Genomic DNA, 21,505 nt, shown 5'->3' with positions numbered 1-21,505 from the left:
ACTAAACGCTTTTTGGGCGTCCCGGCCGACCAGCTTTTGACAGGTTGGAAAAATGACGACTGAGACTACCCGCAAGTTCCGCCCCGCGACACAGCTCGTGCACGCCGGTTCGCTCCGCTCCGGTTTTGCCGAAATGTCGGAAGCGATGTTCCTCACGCAGGGTTTCCTCTACCCCGATGCCGAAGCCGCCGAAGCGCGCTTCAAGGGCGAAAATCCGGGTTTCATCTATTCGCGTTATGCCAACCCCACCACGGACATGTTCGAAAAGCGCATGTGCGCGCTGGAAGGCGCCGAGGAAGGCCGTGCCACGGCTTCCGGCATGGCTGCCGTCGCCGCCGCCATTCTGTGTCAGGTCAAGGCGGGTGATCACGTGATTTCCGCTCGCGCCGTGTTCGGTTCGTGTCGCTATATCGTCGAAACCTTGCTGCCGCGCTATGGCGTGGAAATCTCGATCATCGACGGCTCGGATATCGCAAACTGGAAAGCCGCTGTTCGTCCGAACACCAAGGTGATGTTCCTCGAAAGCCCGTCGAACCCGACGCTCGAAATCATCGACATCGCCGCCGTGGCCGAAGTGGCCAATGAAGCCGGTGCGAAGCTGATCGTCGATAATGTGTTTGCGACCCCGCTTTACCAGAAGCCGCTGGAGCTTGGCGCGCATATCGTCGTCTATTCGACCACCAAGCATATTGACGGTCAGGGCCGCTGCCTTGGCGGCATCGTGCTTTCCGACCGCGAATGGATCGAAACCGAGCTTCAGGATTATTTCCGCCATACTGGCCCCGGCATGAGCCCGTTCAATTCGTGGATCATGTTGAAGGGTCTGGAAACGCTGTCCGTGCGCGTGCGCCAGATGACGCAGTCGGCAGCCGCTGTGGCCGACGTTCTCGCAGGCAAGCCGGGCGTCAAGCGCGTTATCTATCCGGGCCGCGCCGACCATCCGCAGGCCGATATCATCGCCAAGCAGATGACGGGCGGTTCGACCCTGATCGCGCTGGAATTGGAAGGCGGCAAGGAAGCTGCGTTCAAGTTCGAAAACGCGCTACAGGTGTTCAGCATTTCCAACAATCTGGGCGACGCCAAGAGCCTGATCACCCATCCGGCCACCACGACGCACAAGAACCTCAGCGATGAAGCCAAGGCCGAGCTGGGCATTTCCGATGGCGTGCTGCGCATTTCGGTCGGCCTCGAAGATACCGACGATCTCATGGAAGACGTCGAAGAAGCGCTGAAAGCAGCGGTTCGCTAAATAGAGAAAATGATGACCCGGCCTGATTCCGTCAGGCCGGATCATCCGTTCGATTTCTGTCCATTTTCATCCTGAAGCTTCTCGGGATCACGCAAAAGACGGTGTTTCGTCTTAAAAAATGTGACCTTTTCGCTGCAATCCCCCGCAAGAACGATCCAAAGGCAGAAAATCTGCCTCGCTGACCCTGTCCAGATTGCCGCTTCGCGTTGACCTCCAACGCAACTTTGGCGATAGGTGGGCATCAGGCACATGATAAAGGCGGATGCGATGTATAGGGCGGTGACGCAGGGGATCGAAGTAACGGTTGAGCCGTTTTATCTGGAAGACGAGTCCGCCCCCGAAGACAATCGCTATGTCTGGGGCTATCGCATTACCATCGCCAACAATTCATCCGACACAGTGCAACTGCAATCGCGCTACTGGCAGATTACCGACGCCAATGGCCGCGTCGAGGAAGTGCGCGGCGCCGGTGTCGTGGGCGAACAGCCGGTTCTCGATCCGGGTGACTCGTTCCAGTATTCGTCTGGTTGCCCGCTGACCACATCGTCCGGCGTGATGGTGGGCCGCTATCAAATGCAAAATCCGACCGGCAACACATTCGAGGTCGATATTCCGGCTTTCTCGCTGGATGTGCCAGAGCAGCGCCGCACGCTGAACTAGAGCCGCAATTGCATCACAGACATGAAAAAGCCGGGGCGGCTCTCCTGAACCGCCCCGGCTTTTTCATTATTCTCATTCATCACTTCGCAAACAGCGCGGGGTCGAACTCGTAGCTGGTCGAGCAGAATTCGCAGGTCACCGAAACCTTGCCGTTCTCGATGCTGTCCTGAATTTCCTCAGCGGTGAAACCGGCAAGGACGCCCTGGATTTTCTCACGCGAGCAGGAGCATTCGTCCACCACCTTGATGGCGTTGAAAACGCGCACGCCGCGTTCATGGAACAGGCGATAGAGCAGCCGTTCAGAGCCGATCGTTGGATCTGTCAGTTCCGAGCTTTCGATGGTCCCGACCAGCGACCGCGCCTCATCCCAGGCGTCATCCACCGGATGATGCACGACCTCATTATCGTCGCCATCGCCGCCCGGCAGATCGGGAATGCGCGCGCGCAGTTCCGATTCCGGCAGGAACTGGATGATCAGTCCGCCTGCGCGCCATTTCTCGGCGAGCTTGCCATCGGCACCCCGTTCGACCAGCTTGGCGACGCTGAGCTTGAGATCGGTCGGGATCTGTTCCGACTGGCGGAAATAGGTGGTGGCGATTTCTTCGAGCGTCGAGCCGTCCAGTGCCACGATGCCCTGATAGCGCTGCATATAAGCGCCCTGATCCACCGTGAAGGCCAGCGTGCCGCGACCGAGCAGTTCTTCCGGCTCAGTCTTGCCTGCAGCGATGGCGTCCTTCAGACGCTCTTCATCGAAACGCGCATAGGCGCGCACCGAATGCGGCGTGCTGAAATCCACCACCAGCATGTCCACCGGACCGTCGGACTGGGTCTGGAAGATGAACTTGCCTTCGAATTTGAGCGAAGTGCCGAGTAGCACGGTCAGAACCGTCGCCTCCGCCAGCAGGCGGGCCACTTCTTGCGGGTAGTTATGGCGCTTCAGAATGGCGTCGATGCTCGTGCCAAGCTGAACCGCGCGACCACGCACATCGAGCCCTTCCACCTGGAAGGGCACGACGGCATCGTCGCCGGCAAAGCCGAAATCACCCAGATCGAGCTTGGGACCCGACTGGCCGTTTTCGGCTTCGATATGAACGTTGCTGGTATCCTCAGCCACAGAAAACTCCAATCACGCGCCTTGCAGGCACCAGGCCAGAATGGCCTTCTGGGCGTGGAGCCTGTTTTCGGCTTCGTCGAACACGACCGATTGCGGCCCGTCGATCACTTCGTTGGTCACTTCCTCCCCGCGATGCGCAGGCAGGCAATGCATGAAGAGCGCCTTCGGGTCGGCTTGCGCCATCAGCCTTGCATTGACCTGATAGGGCACGAACACATTGTGTCCACGGGCGCGATCTTCCTGTCCCATCGAAACCCAGGTGTCGGTCACGATGCAATCCGCACCGCTCGCCGCTTTCTCCGGGTCTGTCGTGGACATGATGTCCGCACCGTGCGCCCTGGCCCAGTCAATAAAGTGCTGGTTTGGCTCGCTGCCTTCCGGCGTCGCGATATTGACGTTGAAGTCAAACCGCGCCGCAGCTTCCACAAGCGAATGCAGGACGTTGTTGCCGTCCCCCATCCAGGCAAAGGTTTTGCCTTTGATCGAGCCGCGATGTTCCTCATATGTAAGAACGTCGGCCATGATCTGACAAGGGTGGGTGTCGTCGGTCAATGCATTAATGACCGGAACGGTCGCATATTCGGCCAGTTCCAGCATGCGGTCATGCGATGTGGTGCGGATCATGATCGCATCCACATAGCGCGACAGGACCTTCGCCGTATCGGCGATGGTCTCGCTGCGGCCGAGCTGCATTTCCGAGCCGGTGAGCATCAGCGTTTCACCGCCGAGCTGGCGCATGCCGACATCGAACGACACGCGCGTGCGCGTCGACGGCTTTTCGAAAATCATCGCCAGCACCTTGCCGGCAAATGGCTTTTCAATCTCGCCCGCCTTCAGACGCGCCTTGCGCACCTTTGCATCCTCAAGGATGGAGCGCAATTCGCTTCCCGGGACGGAAGACAGATCGAGGAAGTGCTTGATACCGTTATCCTGAGCCATGATTACGCCGTCTTGCTGATCGGATTTGCGACGGAAAGCCGTTCCACGGCCGTTTCGATGCGGTTCAGCGCCTCACGGGCTTCTTCCGGCGTCGTAATCAGCGGCGGCAGCAGACGAACGACATTGTCGCCAGCCCCAACGCTCAGGAAATGCTCATCACGCAACGCCTGAATGAGCGTGGTGTTCGGCACAACGCACTTGATGCCCATCAGGAGACCGCGACCGCGAACTTCGGAAACCACATTCGGGAACCGGTCGATGATCGAGGCAAGGCCCTGCTTCATGACAAGTGCGGTGGCCTGGACATTTTCAAGGAAACCGTCAGCCAGCACGACGTCCAGCACGGCATTGCCGACAGCCATGGCCAGCGGATTGCCGCCATAGGTCGTGCCATGCACGCCGGCAACCATGCCCTTGGCGGCTTCAGCCGTCGCAAGGCAGGCGCCAACCGGGAAACCGCCGCCAATACCCTTGGCCACAGCCATGATGTCCGGCGTAACGCCCGACCATTCATGGGCAAACAGCTTGCCGGTACGGCCAACGCCGGTCTGGACTTCGTCGAGGATCAAAAGCAGGCCCTTATCGTCGCAGATCTGGCGGATAAGGCGCATGAATTCTTCCGGGAAGCCACGCAGACCGCCCTCGCCCTGTACGGGCTCAAGCAGGATGCCCGCGGTTTCATCGGTAATAGCGGCGCGCAAGGCGGCTTCGTCGCCGAACGGCACCTGATCGAAACCTTCGACCTTCGGGCCGAAACCTTCAAGATACTTGGCCTGACCACCGGCAGCAATGGTCGCAAGCGTGCGGCCATGGAACGCGCCTTCAAAGGTGATGATCCGGAAACGCTCCGGATTACCATTGGCAAAATGATAGCGACGTGCAGTCTTGATCGCGCATTCGAGCGCTTCCGCGCCGGAATTGGTGAAGAAGACCTTGTCGGCAAAAGTGTTGTCGACCAGACGCTGGCCGAGCTTTTCCTGTCCGGGAACTTCATAAAGATTGGACAGATGCCACAGCTTTTCAGCCTGATTTTTCAGGGCTTCGACCAGATGTGGATGCGAATGGCCAAGGGAGTTCACCGCGATGCCGGCCGCAAAATCGAGATAACGCTCGCCGGTTTCGGTGATCAGCCAGATGCCCTCACCTCGCTCGAAGCGCAGAGCCGCACGATTATAGGTGTCGTAAAGCGGTTGCACGGTCGTAGCGTCGGTCATTGCAATCAGGCCTCCATAAGCCCTTCTAAATGCTGCATATCCGAGGAAGACGGACTGTCAGCCTTTGCCATTTTGAGCGATAACGCGACCCTCTCTCCAGCCGGTTATCACAGGATTGCAGCAGGTGGATCATGCGTCTCGCGCGTGACGGTCCTGCCGAAATAAAAAGCCGCCCACCGGGCGGCACAATTATTCATGGGCGTATATTGGCGCTCGCGAAAAAAATGTCAATCAAACTAAGCCCGGATTGTCGCTCATCTTTGCGCATGAGTTCATGCATTTTATGCCCGCACGTCTGAGCTTTGAGCCAGATTTGCCCAAGCCTTGCCCGAGCTCTGCACAGCGGGCATATCAGAGTTTCCGCAACAATTCCGTAACCGGGGTAGCGCGACCGGCACACGCCCTATATATAGTGCCCAGTTTCCACGACAGGGCTCGTGCGGCGGCTTCTCTCTCCCAGGTGTTCAAAAATGCACCACAGGACCAAAGAAAAACCGTGTTTGCCACCCAAGTTGGGGAAAACCCTAAAAATGGAATCTGCCTGACAGGGCTATCCCTTGTCATGGAGTCATCCGGTAATGTAGTTTCTCTTTAAAGAAAAAAGCTACATTTCGTGCGGCGGACCTAGTCACCCGGATAGATATGGTGTTTGCGCCTGGAGCAATCCGGGAACACTGGTGGATTCCGGATAACGAAATTGATTGGAGCCCAGGGCGATGAACTGGACAGACGAACGCGTTGAACTACTGAAGAAACTGTGGAGCGAAGGCTTGAGTGCAAGCCAGATCGCTGCACAGCTTGGCGGCGTCAGCCGCAATGCAGTGATCGGCAAGGTGCACCGTCTGAAGCTTTCGGGTCGTGGCAAGACGACGACCGCTGCTCCGCGCAGCAAGAAGGTGAATACGGTTGCAGCAGCGCCGCGTCCTGTGACGCAGCATACGGGCGGAAGCACGCATACCACCCATACGACGACGATGCGCACGGCAACCGTTACCAAGACGGTCGGCGCAACGGCGCTGCAGATGGAATATGCTGCTGAAGTGGTGACCGAGACCGTCATCAAGCCGGCTTCGGATGTGGTGGTGCCGATTTCGCGCCGCCTCACTTTGTTGCAGCTCAGCGAACGCACCTGCAAGTGGCCGATCGGCGACCCGCTGAACGAAGATTTCCACTTCTGCGGCAGTGAATCCTGCGAATCCAGCCCTTATTGCAAGTATCATTCCCGTATGGCTTTCCAGCCGACAGCAGAGCGACGCCGGGCACGCTGATTTAAGGGAATAGGTGAGTAAGGGAATAAGGGAGTATGTCTGACGATATCGTCGACAGCTCCCTTTTTCTTTGCCTGTAATTCTATTCAGATCACATCTGCCCTACTGCCTTAATCCCTTATTCCCTTACTCCCCTATTCCCCTCCTCATAGACCTTCAGCGTGCGGTCCGCGATGCCGTCCCAGCTATAGTCGCGCGCGATCCAGTCGATGAGTTGCTGTGACTGTTCAGCCGTCAGCGGGTTATCGGTCTTGCGGCGGAGCGCATTTTTCAATGCGTCGATATCGCCGAGCGGGAAATAGTCGTCGTCGGGCAATCCAACTTCCACATTGGCCGTGATGTCGCTTGCCAGCACATTGAGGCCGTAGCCCATGGCCTCCAGAAGCGCGATGGGCATGCCTTCGTGGCTTGATGGCAGCACGAAAAGCCCCGCCTGACTGAAAAGCGCGGATAATTCCTCGCCCCGCAATGCCCCAGTCAGCACCACGCCCGGCACAGCCTCGGCGCGGGCGCGCACCTCACCGGCATAGTCGGCGGTATATTCAGCCGAGCCGATCAGAGCCAGTTTCAGCGACGGATCGGAGAGCTTGGCGAAAGCTTCGATCAGGTCGAGCTGGCGCTTTTCCGGTACGATGCGGGCGACCAGCGCAATATAGCGGCTGGGGGCAAGCCCATGCTTTTCCAGCCAGCTCGGATCGCGGCTGGGTTCCCGCAGGGTAACGCCGTTCGGGATGAAGGTGACGGGAACGTTATAGCGTTGCTCAACCGTTTTCGCGATGTCGTTGGAGACGGCGATGCGGGCGCTTGCAAAGCGCATGCCCCATTTTTCGCCAAGCTTCAATGTCGTGCGCGCTAACCGCCCCCATTTCTGGCGGTTGTAGTCGAAGCCGTGATGGGTCACGACCGTCCGCAAACCGAGCAGGCGCGCAAGCGGCGTCACCAGCGCGGGGCCGATGGCGTGAATATGCAAAATGTCGGGGCGCGTGAAACCGGCACGCAGCACACCGAGGAACGTATGCACGATGGCTTCAAACTTCATCGACGTGGGCGCCCAGATCGGCGTGACCTTCACGCCTTCCCAGACATAGGGCTGCTTCCGGTCGAGATAGGGACTGCGGCCCACCACCTCCACATCCCACCCCTTGGCAATGTAAAGACGGGCCAGTTCTTCGACATGCCGCTCCACGCCGCCTTGCACATTGGGTATGCCGCGCAGGCCGAGCATCATGACGCGTCGCCTTTTAGCCCCTTGTCTCATCAAAGCGCTCCCAGTTCCGCGTAAAGTTCCAGTGTCCGGTTCCGGTATGCCTCCGGCGAGAATTCCTTAGCCGCCCAGTCGCGACCCAGACGGCCCATCTTGCGCCGGGCCTGTGGTGTCAGACCGGCGGCTTCGCCCATGACGCGGGCGAGATCTTCGGCATCGCCGGTTCTGGTCACCATGCCGGTTTCACCGGGCACGATCATTTCGGGAATGCCGCCAATATCAGCACCAATGACCGGTACACCGAGCGCATAGGCCTCCAGAATGCTGATCGGCGCGTTTTCATACCATTCGGATGGCAGGATCAGCGCCTTTGCCTCACCGATCAGCCGGTGCAGCCGCTCGCCCGAGACATAGCCCGCAAAGGTGACATCACCGCCGGTTTCAGCCGCCAGCGCGCGCAAGGATTGCTCCTCCGGTCCGGTACCGGCCACAATCAGCTTCTGCCCGGAAATTGCCGCCGCGCGGATCAGCGTGCCGATGCCCTTTTCAGGCGCAAGACGTCCGACATAGGCAAAGTAGTCGCCCTCATGCTCGAAGGGTTCGAGATTGTCGGTCTGCGCGAAATTCGGGATATAGACCAGCTTTTCCTCCGGCCAGCCCCATTCGATCAGCTTCGAAATATAGAACCGGCTCGGCACCACAATGCGGTCGAGCGTATTGCGATAAAGGCCGAGCGTACGATGGATGGCGGTTTCCACGAAAACCAGCCCGCTCAGCGCCGTTGAATCCTTGATGCATTTATGGAGCGCGACATTGTAGATGCGCCCACCCTTGCAACGCTCGCAGATCTGGTTATGCGACAGCATCTTGTAGGCCGGGCATGCGAGCTTCAGATCATGTGCGGTCATCACGGTCGGGACGCCCGCCGCCTTCAGCACCGGAAAGATCGACGGCGACAGGTGGTGATAGACATTGTGGGCATGGGCGACACTTGGCCGAAAACGCTCGATCAGCGCCTTGATGCGGTCTCGCGCTTCCCATGAATAGATGATCTTGCCTGCCTGCGCGACCTTCGTGAGCAGGCCGCTCTCGCGCCCATATTCGATTTCCGACACGAAATAGGATGACCAGTCGGAGGCGAAATTGTCCGGATGCTGCATGGCAAAGGGAGCCGTCTCCCAGCCAATCTCGGAAAAGAGCTTGATATGGTCGAGGAAAACCGCCTCAGCCCCGCCGCGCCGGTAAAAATAATTATTGATCGCCAGCAAGCGGTGATCCGGATCGGCTGCTTTCATCAGGGAGCACCTCCATCTGCTCCGATATGAGCCAGCGCATCGCGTATCGACAGAACTTCAACGCCACTCTGCGCCGCGTGGGAAACCAGCTTTTCGAAGGTTTCCGGCGTGCAACCGAACGGGGTCGGCCTATCGCTGATATCATGCGTGTAAAAGATCAACCAGCCCGGACTTGCAACGAGATCGTCGATCCAGCGGGTCAGTTGTTCCGCATGGTGCTCCGGCTGCCGTATCTCGACGGCTTCCAGAAAGGCCAGATCGACCGCATCGCGATTGATGCGCTCACCGCCGCTGCGGCAGGTCGCGAAACGGTCTGAAAACAGGCCGCGCGATAGCACCGACGACGCGCAATAGGGATAGGCGAAGTTGCGCCGTCCGACCCGATCCGGTTCGATCTCGCCCAGATAAGCGTGGTTACGATCAAGATCCGCAACAAGATCTCGCGTGCCGACCGAAGGCACATTCCAGTGCGCGAAAGTGTGGCAGCCAATGTCGTGCCCAGCTTGTGCAAGCCGGTGGAGGCCCTCTTCCGTAATCAGCTGGCGATGCGCCTCAACGGAACCAACCAGACCACCGGCAATATAAAACGTGCCATGAAAGCCGTATTGTTCCAGTATCTTCGCGCCTACGCTTTCGGCGGTATCGGGAACATCGTCGAATGTGAAGCTGATGATCCGCCGGTCCTTCGGAAGCGGAAAAGGCCGCAGCGGAAAGCTACGGCTCAGCGCGTCGTGCAATCTGTTGTTCAGCCGGTCCAAACGTGCCCTTGCCCAGCCCAATCTGTCCTGTTCCATTGTTTTTACCAAGCCTTTGCCCCAAAAAGCTTAACTCACAAGTCGCGCCTTCGCCTGAAGACGCATGCCGAAAATGGCAATCATCAAACAAAACCAAACAGAGCTGCCATTCTGGAAAAACGTGCTTTCCATGCAGGATGCATAGAGGCCGTATAACCACAAACGGCTGAACAGAAGCGTCAATGCAGGATCGTTCCCAGTCGCTTCGGCTGCCCTGATATAACGTAGCGGCAGGATCATCAGCCAGATCAGCATAAGGATCAGGCCAAACACACCCGCATTGATCATCATATCCAGATAGGCATTATGCGCGTTGAAAGCTGCGACTGCCCATGTCGCCCCGCCTCCCCCGGCATAGACCATTTCCGGTGTTTTCCAGAACGAGTCCAGCCCGTAACCAAATATCGGCTTTTTAGCGACTGCTGAAAAGGCTATGCGCCAAATATCGGCGCGGTTGGTAAATGTCGCGTCAATGCCAAGGCTCGTGATGAGCTGGCGGATGGGGTCGGAAACCGCAGCACCCACCGCCACAAAATTGAACGCAGCCACCCCGCCAATGGCGATGGGAATGCGTGTCCAGCGCCAGTGCATGAAGATGAGAGACATGAAGGCGATGAAGGGAAGCATGGCTGTCGATGTCTTGCCGCCCGTATGCAGCAGGAAGAAAACACACAGCACCACGACCAGCCCGCCAGCCTTGCGATAGCCTTTCTGCCAGCCATAAAGCCCGAAGAAACTGAGCAGTACCAGTGCTGCCGCTGCCGCGTTCTTGTGCGGAAAATGTCCGCGCCACGCACCTGCCAGCATCGGTTCCAGCACATCGGTGCCCTGATGGATGGCACGGCTCGGCAGGAAGATGACGCCGAAATAGGCAAAGCCGAGCGTGATGAACGAGCCGATCAGCAACAGGCGCGCCATCTGGTTTTCAGAGCGCGGCAACAGCAGGAATATGCTGGCGTTGAGCGCGGTCAGGATGGACAGCACCACCTTGCGGCTTGCGATGCTGGGATGGGCCGAGAGAATGGCCGTCACAAACATCCAGATAAACAGGGTTACCAGCAGTACGCGCGGCTGAAGGATGGTCTTTCGCAGAGGATTGCTCAGGCCACAGGCAAGAAAGGCCACGGAAATCGTCAGCGTCATCAGCTGGTTCAGCAGGTTCGACTGGCCCGCCGAAGCGCTTGCACCGATTTCAGCACTGGTTCCGGGGTAAGGACTGATCCCGACCCACAGAAACAAGATCATGATGAGAAAGAGAGCGGCGCCGAAAGATGACGACACCGACGTCAGATCGTGGGCCGGTGCTTTGACTGGTGCACGGGCCGCGACACGCCGATGTGAAGCGAGATCAGACACGGCTCTCCCGATTTCTACGCCATGCGCCAAGGTAACCGAGGGCAAGCGCGAGCGCCACACCGAGACCCATGCCGACGAAACCACCACCAGCGCCCAGCAACACGGTGCGCGGCGGCCAGCTGCGGCTGATGGGCGGGATTGCCGTGGAGATCACGCGAATATTGGTGGCATCAAGCTGCTGGCGCTGATGCGTTTCGGTCGAGCGCGTCAGGAATGTGTTGTAGATCGAAACCTTGGCGGCCATGTCGCGTTCGAGATCGGACAGCTGCACCTGCGCATCATTGTCGAGCGCCACAGCCGAGCGCGCCGTCGTGGCCTGCGCATTGAGCGCATCGACGACCGCATTGGCCTGATCCAGATCGACCTTTGCCGATTGCAGGATACGCGAACGTTCGGCGGCGATCTGCTGCTCCAGCCCGGCAAGCTGGCGCTGCGTGTTGATGAGTTCAGGATAGCGCGGACCGTAGGTCATGGTCAGCGCATCATAGCGCTGCTTCAGTGTCGCATACTGGCTGCGCAGATTGGTCATGGTCGGCGATTGCAGCGTGCTTGCCGGACCGACCGGGCTGCCCGTATCGCGGGTCAGTTCGCTATAGCGGGTACTGGCATCCGTCTGGCGCGATCGGGCATCGAGCAGTTTGGTGTTGATCTGCGCCATGGACTGCGCGCTGACCAGCTCGCCACCGGTTGTCTGGAGGCCATGCGCGCGGCGGAAAGCGGCGACTTTTTCTTCGGCGTCCGTTGCGGCTTTCTGCAAGGAGGTCAGGCGTTCCGACAATGCGGCGGCAGCACGGCCTGCGCCGTCTGCATCGGCTTCGGCAACTTCTTCCTGAAAGGATTGCGCCAGCGCGTCGGCAACCTTCACCGACTTTTCCGGATTGTCGGTCCAGACGCCGATCGTCACAAGATAGGATCGTTCGGGACGGGTCACGACAATGCGCTGCGACAAAGCGCGCACCGCCGTCAGCGTATCATCCGATGGGTCCTTCGGCTTGCCCAGACCCAGCAGCGCGCGCAGATCGAAACTGGCTGGCGGCGGCACGAATTCGGCATCGTTCTGCAAATTGAGATTCTGCACGACGCGACGCAGCACATTGCCCGACACGAGCATTTTCATCTTGCTTTCAATGTCGAGAATCTGGCTGTCGGCCTGAAGGCTCTGGGCATAAATATCATTGGGCAGCAGCTGCAAACCGGATGGCGGCACCAGCATATCCGTATAGGCCGTATAGCGCGGCTTGGCTGTCATGCCATAGGCAAGGCCTGCCAGCGCACCGGCTACGGCGAGGATGACAATCCATATCCAGCGCGCGCGTACCCATTCAAGTGCCGCCCAGAGGTCGATTTCCGGCAGCATGAGCCCGCCACCGGATGCTTTTGCTTCAGGCTCTTCCAGATGCGGTGCAGACGGCCTGTCGGCACCTGCCTCATCGGGAATTGGCCCGGAAACAGGGGCTGATACAGGTGCAGGCCGCGGATAGGACGGCGCATGGTTCTGCGCCAAAGCCTGGTTCCATTGCTCGAGCGTCTCTGCGCCGCGTCCTTCATCACGCGGTAGCTGAGCCTTCGAAGCAAGGTCACGCAAGGTGTACATCGATCAATCCTATGGTTGCCTTGGCCTATGGTTACCCTGATCGCGGGAGAAACCGTCTTTCTGCTTTTTATATGAGAAGATTAAAAAAAATGGTTAATCACAACTATTGGGTTGCGATGCGCGATAAGACTGGAAAATACATGACCTGTTCAGTTAGGGTTCATATTTCAAGGCTACATCTGACAGAAAACATAGAGTAGGTCGGGAGAGGGAAAAGGCCCGTTGGTAAAACCATGCCGGATCGGTCCCATGCGCAAAGTTAGCGCCGACAGATAATGCCGTTCAAATTACTCTCTTAAGTTCGCAGTATGAAATGTTAAAACGCTACTGGCCCACATTGTTGTCCTATGCCGCTTCGAGCGGCAGTCTGTTTGCCGCCAATGTCGCGCAGCTGCTGACTTTTGCCATTCTGGCACGCTATCTGGGATCGCACGAGTTCGGGCTTTTCGTGACCGTCATGGCGATCACGGCCATCGCAAACTACATTTGCGGACTTGGCGGCGCTGAATGTCTCGTGCGGCGCGTGGCGCAAAATCCCGACATCTATCCCGCCATGCTCGGCCACAATATCATCCTCATTGTGACGAGCGGCATCGTGCTGGTGATCCTCGGCATGATCGTTTTGCCGTTCTGGCTTGAATCCGTTCCGGAATTCGCCAGCAATTATCTCGGCATGTTCTTTCTGCTTGTCACCAATATCGTGCTTGTCCGCGCCATCCTTCTCGTCGAACAGATTTATATCGCCCATACCGACTTCGTTGCCGCCAATCTCTCGGTGGTCGGCTTTGCCGTGGCGCGCACGCTGGCGGCGGTTATCGCCTGCCTCGTCTTCGATATTTCAACCGTCGTGCAATGGGCCTACTGGCAGTTCGGCTGCCATGTACTGGTGCTCGTCATCTATGCGTTATTTCTTCGCAGGCTCGGCGCGCCGCAATATCGCATCGTGCGGGAAGAAATCCGCCTCGGCATCATGTTCGCCTCGCAATTTATCTTCCGCGCCGTTCGCCAGAATGCCGATCTGCTCATTCTCGGGGCGCTCGTCGCACCCAGCATTGTCGGCAGCTATGGCGTGACGCGCCGTATCGTCGACAGCAGCATGCTGACCATCGATGCGATGAACCGCCTCGTCTATCCGCGCCTGTCGCAAGCCAGCGCCGATGGCATTCATCATGCCTTGCCGATCACGCTGCGCCTGTTGGGAGCCTCGCTGTTGATTGGAACGATGACCTCACTGGTCGTCTTCATCGCTGCGCCCTATCTCCCACTCTTATTCGGCAAGGAATACACGACGCTGATCGCCTTCTGCCGCACGTTGTGCTGGATCACGATCTTCGTCGCGCTCTGGTCGATTGCGGTGGATTTGCTCGGTGCGGCCAGCCAGCATACCTATCGTACTGCGGTGCTGAATGTCGGCAATATTCTGGGTGCGCCGCTGCTGGCTGCGGCCACATGGTATGCGCCAATCACCGGCACTTTCACCGCAATTTACTTTATTGAAATATGTATCGTGTTGGCTTCGTGGTGCTGCGTCTTCTACCTCGTCAAAAGAAGCCGCGAAGCAGCTGCAAGGAAAGAGGTTCAAGTCTAAGCCCGGTCCGTCCGGGCAGAGGGGCAGGTTAAAGTGGGGAGCATATCTGTCGCGGAGACAAAGACACAACGGGTGCGCCCGATGCGTGTCGATGACATACCAGCTGTGCGCGCGCTGTTTACCCAGGTCTTTCGTCCCAAATCGACCTCCCACAGCGAGAGTTTCGACCAGTATTTTCGGCATGTTTTCTTCGAAAACCCTTATTACGATGCCGATCTGTGCAGCATCGTGCATGAGGACAGCAAGGGCGAGATCGACAGCACGCTTTGCGTCTTGCCGATCCCCTATCATGTCGATGGCAAAATCGTCATGGGCAGACTGCTGTGCGCCTATATGATGCGGCCCGGCGGCTCGCCGCGCGGTGCGGCTGAACTGACACTCACCTTGCGCTCGCGTCCCAATGATTTCTCATTCAGCGATAGTGCAGCACCCGTCAGCACGCGCCATTTCAGCGCGGTTGGCGGCATCACGCTCGACACGCACGGTCTGGCATGGACGCGGATTTTCCGCGGCGCGAGCTATGTGGCCCAGTTCGTCGCCGAGCGCCGTGCAGTTTTGCGTGGCTGGCCCGCCGCAAAAGTCGGCAAGCTTTTGGATGCGCTGGTTCCGATACCCAAATTGCGCAACTCCACCAATGGCAAACTGGCGGTGCGCGAGATCGATCAAGGCGAGGCTATCGGCCTGATCCGCCAGCTGCTGCCAACCTATGACGCCTATCCCGCCTGGACAGAACAGGACCTGCAATGGGTATTGACCCTAGCCAAGGATAACCGTGCGGCCGGCGAGCTTCGCTTCTGCGCGGTTTCCGGCAAAGGCGACGAGCCGGTCGGTTTCTTCTGCTATTACGCCCGGACGAACGGGATGGCCGAAGTGCTCAGCATTCTGGCACTCAAAACCCGCGAGCAGGCCGTTGTCGAAGTCATGCTGTCGCATTTGCAGGAGGCGGGCCATATCGCGGCGCAGGGCCGTGCCGATCCGCGTTTTCTCGGCGCACTTTCGCAGCAATCGGTCATGTTCTTCCGCCTGAAGGCCAATGTTTGCGTGGTGACAGCAAATCCCGGCGTCGTGAATGCGCTGGATCACAATGACATTTTCATCGGCGGGCTTGCAGGCGAAAGCTGGAGCAGGCTGGTGACCGACTTTCAGTGAGATTGTGCGCTACCGGCTGAACTGACGCTCCAGCAGGAAGAAGGTCGTCGGCCCGTCAGCGCCCGCGCCGTTATCAAGACGAAATTCCACCGGCCCCTCGCCGGTGGCGACAGGCGCATGAAGCTTGCCATCGAGACCGATGGCAGACAATTTCCAGGCCGATGCAGCACCCGCAAGCCGGACATCAATGCGGTTGCGCAGCAAGGTCACCGGCAAACGCCCCCAATCCTCGATCACCTTTTGCGCATCGTCGCGAAAGCGCATGCCGGTATTGCGGGCATCGGTCGCGAAAATCACCAGCATCTTCTCGCTGCTTGCCAGGGGCTGTTCGTCGAGTGCCGACACGGAAACAAGGCCGCGCTCTTCGGCATGACCGACGGTAAGCTGCCCAAGCGTCAGACTGTCCTTCAGATCGGCGAAGGCCAGCGCTTCGGTCCGGGGCGTCACGACCCGCATACGGGTGCGGTCCCGTTCCAGCAGGATTTCGCCGGTCGCGCTGGCGAAAATGCCGCGATAAGGATCGCTCGCATTGTCCTCCGGCAGCAGGCCTGCCTGTTTCAAACGCCCCAGAACATTGTCGAGCGCAACATTGCGATAATTGATCTCAATGCCTTTGGCCGTGTTTTCCGGCCAGTGCAGACCCGAGGCGAACAGGCCGATACCGCCGACCAGCGCCAGAGTTTTCAGCCTTTCGGGTTCCCGTGTTTCAAGCGAATCGCCAAGACTGGTTTCACCCTGCATCATGAAGGGGACAGCGAAAGACGCCGTTTTGACATCGCCGCGCCGGAACAGAAGCGAGGCCAGCGTTTCGCCCGCACGCGCCACCGGATCGACCGCGAATGTATAGGGCACGATGCGCTGGCGAAGCGGCTCCGCCTCATCGAAGGCAAGCGTGATCGGCCCCTGCCCGTGGCGGCAGATACCGTCCCAGCCCTGCAAGGCGGCATAGGCCGGAAAAACCAGCCCCGCTTCATAACGATAACGGTTCCAGAACAGGTGTTCGTATTCGGTGACGAAGAAGGGGCGACCAATCCAGCGGCCAGCGGCCAGCTCGCTTACATAGGAGGCGGCATCGGCGATGGAGCTGTTCTGCTTCATCGTCGTTCCGGGTTCCATGGACCCCGTCCAGTCATGATAGGTATTGGCGCTGACCGCCTGTTGCGGCATGCGCGACAGCGCGGTCTGGACCGTAAACCAGTTGTTGTAGGGTGCGATCAGCCCCTTATAGCCAAGCGTTCGATAAGCGGCCTCGAGCCGTGCGGCCAACGCCTGCTCCCGCTCGACAACGAAAGCCTGAAAATCATGCAGCCGCGCACCGCCGCCTGAACGGCTCTGCGGCAGTTGCACTGTTCCCGCTTCGAGGTTCTCCTCTGCGGCAAGACCGCCCCAGGCACGCGAAAGTGCCGCCGTGTTGGTATAACGTTTTTTCAAAAACGCATTGAACGCCGGCGCAAAACCCGGCCAGAACGGGCCGCTTGCTTGCTTGCCATGCAGGAAACTGGTGAATTCGATACCATTCTCGTTGAACGGAATGATCAACGCCAGCGCCGGGTCCTGCAACGGGGCCAGTCCCGTATAGGGATTGACCGTCGCATAGACTTCTTTTTGAAACCGCAACCAGTGTTCGAAGGCTGTGTCGTCCACATAGATGCGCCGTTTCAGATTGCCTTCCGGTCCCCAGCGGTTCATATCCCTGCCGCCGAGCGCGCCGCTTTCCGCCGTCAGTCCGTCGATGGTCCAGTAGATGCCTTCGCGTTTCAAGGCGGCCATCAGATAGCGAATGCGATCCAGTGCTTCGGGATCGAAGTTGAAGTCCCCGTCACGATTGAGCATCAGATCGGTATCGAGAAAATGCAGCCGCGCGATATTGTAGCCATGCATGCGCAGCTGCTGCACATAGCGATCGATGAAAGCGTGATCGATCTTGCCTGCCGACGGCAATCGCCAGGAGAGCGACGCGCAAAACAGGCGCTGAGGCTCATCCGGTTTTGCAGCCCGGACGAGACGCCCGGCGGCATTGGCCACGATGCGTCCTTGCTCATCGATCGCGGGATTGGCCAGAAAGGACGAGAAGTCGAGCGGACTGCCCGGCGCCATCTCCAGCCGGGTTTCCTTGACCGGCATCCACTCTTCCGCAACAGTCGTTTCCGGCCAGAACGCCAGCGCGCTGAAACCGGCAAGGCAGGTAAGAAAAGCGGCGAGCGGCTTCTTCATGAGGCCCCTTTCGGGGTCTCTTTCGGGATATCATTCAAGACCCGGCTTTCGATCCAGTCCTGCGGCTTTCGGCGCGGCTGGAAGAAGCCGAGCGGCATGGCAGCCGCATGGAAAATCCACGCCACGACCGCATAGACGCCGAGCGAAACGCTGCGCTCGCGAAGCGACATCAGCACGAAAGGCAACAGCGCGAAGACAAGCGCTGCGACCAGCGCCCATGGCGTGACAAAGCCCAGCAAAAGTGCTGCGATCACCACCAGCCACCAGATATAGACCACACCCCAGAGGCGCAGTTCCGGTAGTTCCTTTATAACATTTTGCCAGTGCGGCTGGCCAACAGCCGCCCGCAGCACCTCGCCCGTACCGCGCAGATATTTGCTCTTCCAGCGGCGCGTCAAAAGCTTGTAGGCATTCATCGAATAGCCGAAATGCTGTACGAAAGGCCGGTCGAGACGATAGAGTTTCCAGCCGTGGGTGCGCAGGCGCACGCCCGCATCAAACTCTTCATGGCCATGCAGATTGCGGTCGGAGAAATAGCCCGCCTGCTCGATGGCGGCACGGCGATAGAGACCGCCGCCATTCATCCGGTCGATATTACCGGCCTGCTTTTCCGGTGTCTGCCTGCGTGCACGACGCTGAAATTCGAGGCTTTCCAGAATCTGGTCCACCACATGCCCGGTCACGCCGCCGGTTTCCGGGTGGTCGGCCATATATTGCAGGGCGGCGGGAATAAAATCCGGCTCGATGATCATGTCGCCGTCGATCAGGCAGATGAAAGGCTGCGTGGAATATTGAAAGCCCAGTTGCGGGCCAAGACCGCAGCTTGCCCGTGCGGGCGCTTCGATCTGCACCACCCGCACGGCGTAGGCGCTGGCAATCTCCACCGTACGATCCGTCGAGCCGCTATCGGAGACGATGACTTCGACCTGCCCGTCAGGCAAAGCTGCAAGAGCGCTCTCAATCGCAGCGGCGATGCGCTGTTCTTCGTTCAACGTCTTGATGATAATCGAAACTGACATTACCGTTTTGTCCGCTCCCGGTTGATTATCGACAGTCATCGCTTGAAGAGGTTAAACTTCCGCGATGATTTCCAGCATTTCATAGTTCTGTTTAGTTTCAAATAAACTAAACCCCGTTATGAAGATGTCGATTCGTCAGTTCATATTGTGCAATCAGCTTATGAACCGGCAAACAAACAGATATTTCAAGGCTGCTGATGTTGAGTGCCAATTTCCAAATCAAAGTGCATGGTCGCGTTGACGACCTATCCAGGGATTGGCCCGACGCCGACGACAGCAGCGGTTGCGCGCTTTATGTCTTCCAGTCCAGAACCTTTCTGCGCGCCTGGGAAGCAAGCTATGGCGAAGCGCATAAAGCTCAGCTTTGCCTGATTGAAGTCCGCGACCAGAACCAGCGGCCAGTCCTGTTCGTACCGTTTTGCATCATGCAGCGCTATGGTGCACGCATTCTGTCTTTCGTGGATGACGGTGTTTCCGATTACAACGCGCCGATCCTTTTTGAAGACGCGCCACATTGGGATGTAGCGGGCGCTGAAGCCCTGCTGAAGCAGATTTTTGCAGCCCTGCCGCCCTTCGATATGGTGGCTTTTGAAAAGATGCCGCAGGAAGTCGAAGGCCGGCCCAATCCTTTCTGGGGCCTGTCCAATCGCGATTGTTCGGCGGGCACGCACTGGATCACGCTTGACCGCCCCATGCCGGAGATCGAACAATCGATCCGCGGCCATAGTACCATTGCCAAGCGTGGCAAGGCGCTGCGCCGCGCCGGGCGCTATCGCTTTCTGGTCACGCGTGACGCACAGGAACGGGCAACCTTTCTCGAAACCATGCTGCAACAAAAACAGAAGCGTTTTGAGGACACAAAAGTCCCCGGTTTCGAGACCCATCCCGAAAAGCGCCGCTTCTTCGAAATGGTGACCGAGCCTCTGGCCGCCGTAAATGCCCTGCACTTTTCCGTTCTGACAATGGATGATGCGGTCGTCGCCACCATGTGGAGCGTCACGCGCAAACGGCATTATTGTGCAATGATCACCACCTTTGAAGACGGCATCTGGAACAAATATTCGCCCGGCAAAGTGCTGATGCTGCGCCTGATCGAAGCCTTGAAGGCCGATGATTATGATTGCTTCGACCTCGGCTTCGGCAACGAACCCTGGAAACACGATTTCGCCAACATTGAAATCCCGATGCGCGATTATGTGGTTGCCCGCACCCTGCGCGGCAAGCTCGCGCTCGCCTATCAGCGCACCATCGACGGCCTGCGCACCACCCGCCTTTACAAACGGCTTCGCCCGCTCAAATGGGAGCTGCTGCGCCGCCTCTCGCGTTAGAGCGCGCATCTTGTTCCGAAAACCGTTTCACACTTTTCGGGATGCGCTCTAATTCTCAGCCCACACGCTTTGGCAGGCGCACCATGAAGGTTGAGCCTTCGCCCAGCTGCGAGCGCACGACAAGACGTCCGCGATGACGGGCCAGAATATGCTTCACGATGGCAAGCCCCAGCCCGGTGCCCTTTTGGGCCCGGCTGGTTTCCACATCGATGCGATAGAACCGCTCGGTGAGGCGCGGCAGATGCTCGGTCGAGATACCCGGCCCGAAATCCTGTACGGAAACCACGACTTCCGGCGCACTGCCGGTTTCATCCGTCTCGAGCTTGACGATGACCTTCTTGCCCGCCTGCCCATATTTGCAGGCATTTTCGACAAGGTTCTGGAACACCTGAATCAGCTCATCACGGGCGCCGGTCACAAGCAGCGGATGATCGGGCAGATTGCGCTCGATCACCACGTCGAGATTGGCGGCCAGCGGGTTCAGCGTGTCTGCGACATGGTTGAGAATAGACGTCAGGTCCACGCTTTCATTGACCGCCAGATGCGCCCGCATTTCCAACCGGGACAGTGACAGCAGATCGTCAATCAGGCGCGACATGCGTTCGGCCTGTTTCTGCATGATATCGAGAAAGCGGTCGCGCGCCGCGACGTCGTTGCGCGCTGGCCCCTGCAAGGTTTCGATAAAACCGCGCAACGAGGCAAGCGGCGTGCGCAATTCATGGCTGGCATTGGCGATAAAGTCGGACCGCATGCGGTCGATACGGCGCGTTTCGCTCTGATCGCGGAAGATAAGCACGAACAGCTCGGGCCGCCCTTCCGCATCTGGCAGCGCCTTGACCATGGCCTTGTACCAGCGGTCGATCGGCACACGCTCGAAATATTCGATGCTGCGCGGTTCGCCATCGGCGATGACACCCTGAATGAGCGCATGCATTTCCGGAGCACGAAAACGCAGATAAAGCGCCGTTCCGCCTTCGAGCGACTGGAAAGCCTCCAGCGCGGCCGCATTGGCGAACAGCACCGTACCGCCATGGTCGAAGACAATCATCGGATCAGTGAGGAGATCGGCCAACCGCTCGCCGGAAACACCGGCCATTTCGCTTTGGTCTTCATCCTTGACCGGATCTGCGTCGGGCTCACCGCTGCCGACTTCGTTGGCAACCCAGACCGCCCCCAGCACCACCAGCGCCAGTAGCGCCGCCCGGAACCAGAAAGGCAGTTCCAGAGCCATGACGCAAACCGCCAGAACCATGCTGACAACGAGCACGCCTTTCACCCGCCCAAGCGGAGCAAAGATCGACGCTTCCGGAGCGCGCGTCTCCGGGGCGGTCTCGGCATCATCGGCACGGCGGTTGTCTTCACTCATTGTCTATCCCTTGGACTAGAGCGGTTCCGGTTAAAACGGAATCGGTGAACCGCTCTATCTATTTGTTTTTACGCGCTACCCCACACAAAACTGCTTCGCACTTTTGCTGGAAATACTCCAGGCCCTGATGCCTTCGCTGAACCTGTTGCCAGAG

The 21,505-nt window shown here is 58.6% G+C and carries 17 protein-coding genes; 6 read left to right on the top strand and 11 right to left on the bottom strand.

Going from position 1 to position 21,505, the window contains the following annotated elements; translation table 11 throughout:
• Positions 1-52: 52 nt before the first annotated feature.
• Together QBD01_RS03150 and apaG are read left to right on the top strand one after the other, a co-directional pair.
• Entirely contained in the window at positions 53-1,249 is a 1,197-nt protein-coding gene (locus QBD01_RS03150) for an O-succinylhomoserine sulfhydrylase (protein ID WP_280991566.1), read from the top strand.
• Positions 1,250-1,516: 267 nt separating this feature from the next.
• Positions 1,517-1,909 carry a Co2+/Mg2+ efflux protein ApaG gene (apaG, locus tag QBD01_RS03145; protein WP_182519304.1) on the top strand — a complete coding sequence of 131 codons (393 nt, stop codon included), beginning with the start codon at positions 1,517-1,519 and terminating at the stop codon, positions 1,907-1,909.
• A 79-nt stretch (positions 1,910-1,988) separates the two neighbouring features.
• Here the strand turns inward: apaG and QBD01_RS03140 are convergent, their stop codons facing one another.
• Genes QBD01_RS03140 through QBD01_RS03130 form a run of 3 tightly spaced genes read right to left on the bottom strand, consistent with a single transcriptional unit; the run spans position 1,989 to position 5,176 of the window.
• The gene (locus QBD01_RS03140; RefSeq protein ID WP_182519303.1) at positions 1,989-3,023 is read right to left on the bottom strand and encodes an Hsp33 family molecular chaperone; all 1,035 of its coding nucleotides are present in this window, start codon (positions 3,021-3,023) and stop codon (positions 1,989-1,991) included.
• Positions 3,024-3,035: 12 nt separating this feature from the next.
• Complete coding sequence (gene argF, locus QBD01_RS03135; RefSeq protein ID WP_182519302.1) at positions 3,036-3,962, bottom strand: ornithine carbamoyltransferase; 927 nt, start codon at positions 3,960-3,962, stop codon at positions 3,036-3,038.
• A 2-nt stretch (positions 3,963-3,964) separates the two neighbouring features.
• Entirely contained in the window at positions 3,965-5,176 is a 1,212-nt protein-coding gene (locus QBD01_RS03130) for an aspartate aminotransferase family protein (RefSeq protein WP_280991565.1), read from the bottom strand.
• Between the two features lie 716 nt (positions 5,177-5,892).
• On the opposite strand from QBD01_RS03130, the gene QBD01_RS03125 reads away from it, so the two are divergent.
• On the top strand, positions 5,893-6,444 hold the full coding sequence (locus QBD01_RS03125; protein WP_078337909.1) for a GcrA family cell cycle regulator: 552 nt from the start codon (positions 5,893-5,895) through the stop codon (positions 6,442-6,444).
• Between the two features lie 118 nt (positions 6,445-6,562).
• Here QBD01_RS03125 and QBD01_RS03120 read toward each other — a convergent pair whose 3' ends face one another.
• From QBD01_RS03120 to QBD01_RS03100, 5 genes are read right to left on the bottom strand one after another with little or no spacing between them, the layout of a single operon-like run.
• Entirely contained in the window at positions 6,563-7,669 is a 1,107-nt protein-coding gene (locus QBD01_RS03120) for a glycosyltransferase family 4 protein (RefSeq protein WP_392391316.1), read from the bottom strand.
• A gap of 32 nt (positions 7,670-7,701) precedes the next feature.
• On the bottom strand, positions 7,702-8,943 hold the full coding sequence (locus QBD01_RS03115; protein WP_280991563.1) for a glycosyltransferase family 4 protein: 1,242 nt from the start codon (positions 8,941-8,943) through the stop codon (positions 7,702-7,704).
• Positions 8,943-9,737: a polysaccharide deacetylase family protein gene (locus QBD01_RS03110; RefSeq protein ID WP_280991562.1), complete on the bottom strand. Its 795-nt coding sequence runs from the start codon at positions 9,735-9,737 to the stop codon at positions 8,943-8,945. Before QBD01_RS03110 ends, QBD01_RS03115 begins: the two co-directional genes overlap by 1 nt.
• Before the next feature lie 30 nt (positions 9,738-9,767).
• Complete coding sequence (locus QBD01_RS03105) at positions 9,768-11,093, bottom strand: O-antigen ligase (protein WP_280991561.1); 1,326 nt, start codon at positions 11,091-11,093, stop codon at positions 9,768-9,770.
• Positions 11,086-12,687, bottom strand: a complete 1,602-nt coding sequence (locus QBD01_RS03100; RefSeq protein WP_280991560.1) for a GumC family protein — start codon at positions 12,685-12,687, stop codon at positions 11,086-11,088. Before QBD01_RS03100 ends, QBD01_RS03105 begins: the two co-directional genes overlap by 8 nt.
• A gap of 313 nt (positions 12,688-13,000) precedes the next feature.
• Here QBD01_RS03100 and QBD01_RS03095 point away from each other — a divergent pair, with 313 nt between their 5' ends.
• Together QBD01_RS03095 and QBD01_RS03090 are read left to right on the top strand one after the other, a co-directional pair.
• Entirely contained in the window at positions 13,001-14,275 is a 1,275-nt protein-coding gene (locus tag QBD01_RS03095) for a lipopolysaccharide biosynthesis protein (protein ID WP_280991559.1), read from the top strand.
• 81 nt (positions 14,276-14,356) lie between these two features.
• Complete coding sequence (locus tag QBD01_RS03090; protein ID WP_280991558.1) at positions 14,357-15,424, top strand: hypothetical protein; 1,068 nt, start codon at positions 14,357-14,359, stop codon at positions 15,422-15,424.
• 9 nt (positions 15,425-15,433) lie between these two features.
• Here QBD01_RS03090 and QBD01_RS03085 read toward each other — a convergent pair whose 3' ends face one another.
• Both QBD01_RS03085 and QBD01_RS03080 read right to left on the bottom strand, forming a co-directional pair.
• Entirely contained in the window at positions 15,434-17,638 is a 2,205-nt protein-coding gene (locus QBD01_RS03085; RefSeq protein ID WP_280991557.1) for a glycoside hydrolase, read from the bottom strand.
• Positions 17,635-18,657 carry a glycosyltransferase family 2 protein gene (locus QBD01_RS03080; protein ID WP_280991556.1) on the bottom strand — a complete coding sequence of 341 codons (1,023 nt, stop codon included), beginning with the start codon at positions 18,655-18,657 and terminating at the stop codon, positions 17,635-17,637. The genes QBD01_RS03085 and QBD01_RS03080 overlap by 4 nt, the downstream gene beginning before the upstream one ends.
• A 197-nt stretch (positions 18,658-18,854) precedes the next feature.
• Between QBD01_RS03080 and QBD01_RS03075 the strand changes: the two genes are divergently transcribed.
• Positions 18,855-19,985 carry a GNAT family N-acetyltransferase gene (locus tag QBD01_RS03075; RefSeq protein ID WP_280991555.1) on the top strand — a complete coding sequence of 377 codons (1,131 nt, stop codon included), beginning with the start codon at positions 18,855-18,857 and terminating at the stop codon, positions 19,983-19,985.
• A 55-nt stretch (positions 19,986-20,040) separates the two neighbouring features.
• On the opposite strand, the gene QBD01_RS03070 is transcribed toward QBD01_RS03075, so the two are convergent.
• A complete protein-coding gene (locus QBD01_RS03070; protein ID WP_280991554.1) occupies positions 20,041-21,351 on the bottom strand; it encodes an ATP-binding protein in 1,311 nt (436 codons plus the stop codon).
• Positions 21,352-21,505: the final 154 nt, after the last annotated feature.

This window comes from Ochrobactrum sp. 19YEA23 (genome assembly GCF_029909865.1).
In the GTDB taxonomy this organism is placed as follows: Bacteria; Pseudomonadota; Alphaproteobacteria; order Rhizobiales; family Rhizobiaceae; genus Brucella; species Brucella gambitense.
This window is presented reverse-complemented; position numbering and strand designations above follow the sequence as displayed.

Bases quoted from the DNA above. Each gene is read 5' to 3' on its own strand.
- QBD01_RS03120 (WP_392391316.1), bottom strand. From the start codon at position 7,669: ATGCTCGGCCTGCGCGGCATACCCAATGTGCAAGGCGGCGTGGAGCGG.
- apaG (WP_182519304.1), top strand. From the start codon at position 1,517: ATGTATAGGGCGGTGACGCAGGGGATCGAAGTAACGGTTGAGCCGTTT.
- QBD01_RS03150 (WP_280991566.1), top strand. From the start codon at position 53: ATGACGACTGAGACTACCCGCAAGTTCCGCCCCGCGACACAGCTCGTG.
- QBD01_RS03125 (WP_078337909.1), top strand. From the start codon at position 5,893: ATGAACTGGACAGACGAACGCGTTGAACTACTGAAGAAACTGTGGAGC.
- QBD01_RS03090 (WP_280991558.1), top strand. From the start codon at position 14,357: ATGCGTGTCGATGACATACCAGCTGTGCGCGCGCTGTTTACCCAGGTC.
- argF (WP_182519302.1), bottom strand. From the start codon at position 3,962: ATGGCTCAGGATAACGGTATCAAGCACTTCCTCGATCTGTCTTCCGTC.
- QBD01_RS03080 (WP_280991556.1), bottom strand. From the start codon at position 18,657: ATGTCAGTTTCGATTATCATCAAGACGTTGAACGAAGAACAGCGCATC.
- QBD01_RS03095 (WP_280991559.1), top strand. From the start codon at position 13,001: ATGTTAAAACGCTACTGGCCCACATTGTTGTCCTATGCCGCTTCGAGC.
- QBD01_RS03130 (WP_280991565.1), bottom strand. From the start codon at position 5,176: ATGACCGACGCTACGACCGTGCAACCGCTTTACGACACCTATAATCGT.
- QBD01_RS03110 (WP_280991562.1), bottom strand. From the start codon at position 9,737: ATGGAACAGGACAGATTGGGCTGGGCAAGGGCACGTTTGGACCGGCTG.
- QBD01_RS03070 (WP_280991554.1), bottom strand. From the start codon at position 21,351: ATGAGTGAAGACAACCGCCGTGCCGATGATGCCGAGACCGCCCCGGAG.
- QBD01_RS03100 (WP_280991560.1), bottom strand. From the start codon at position 12,687: ATGTACACCTTGCGTGACCTTGCTTCGAAGGCTCAGCTACCGCGTGAT.
- QBD01_RS03075 (WP_280991555.1), top strand. From the start codon at position 18,855: ATGTTGAGTGCCAATTTCCAAATCAAAGTGCATGGTCGCGTTGACGAC.
- QBD01_RS03085 (WP_280991557.1), bottom strand. From the start codon at position 17,638: ATGAAGAAGCCGCTCGCCGCTTTTCTTACCTGCCTTGCCGGTTTCAGC.
- QBD01_RS03115 (WP_280991563.1), bottom strand. From the start codon at position 8,943: ATGAAAGCAGCCGATCCGGATCACCGCTTGCTGGCGATCAATAATTAT.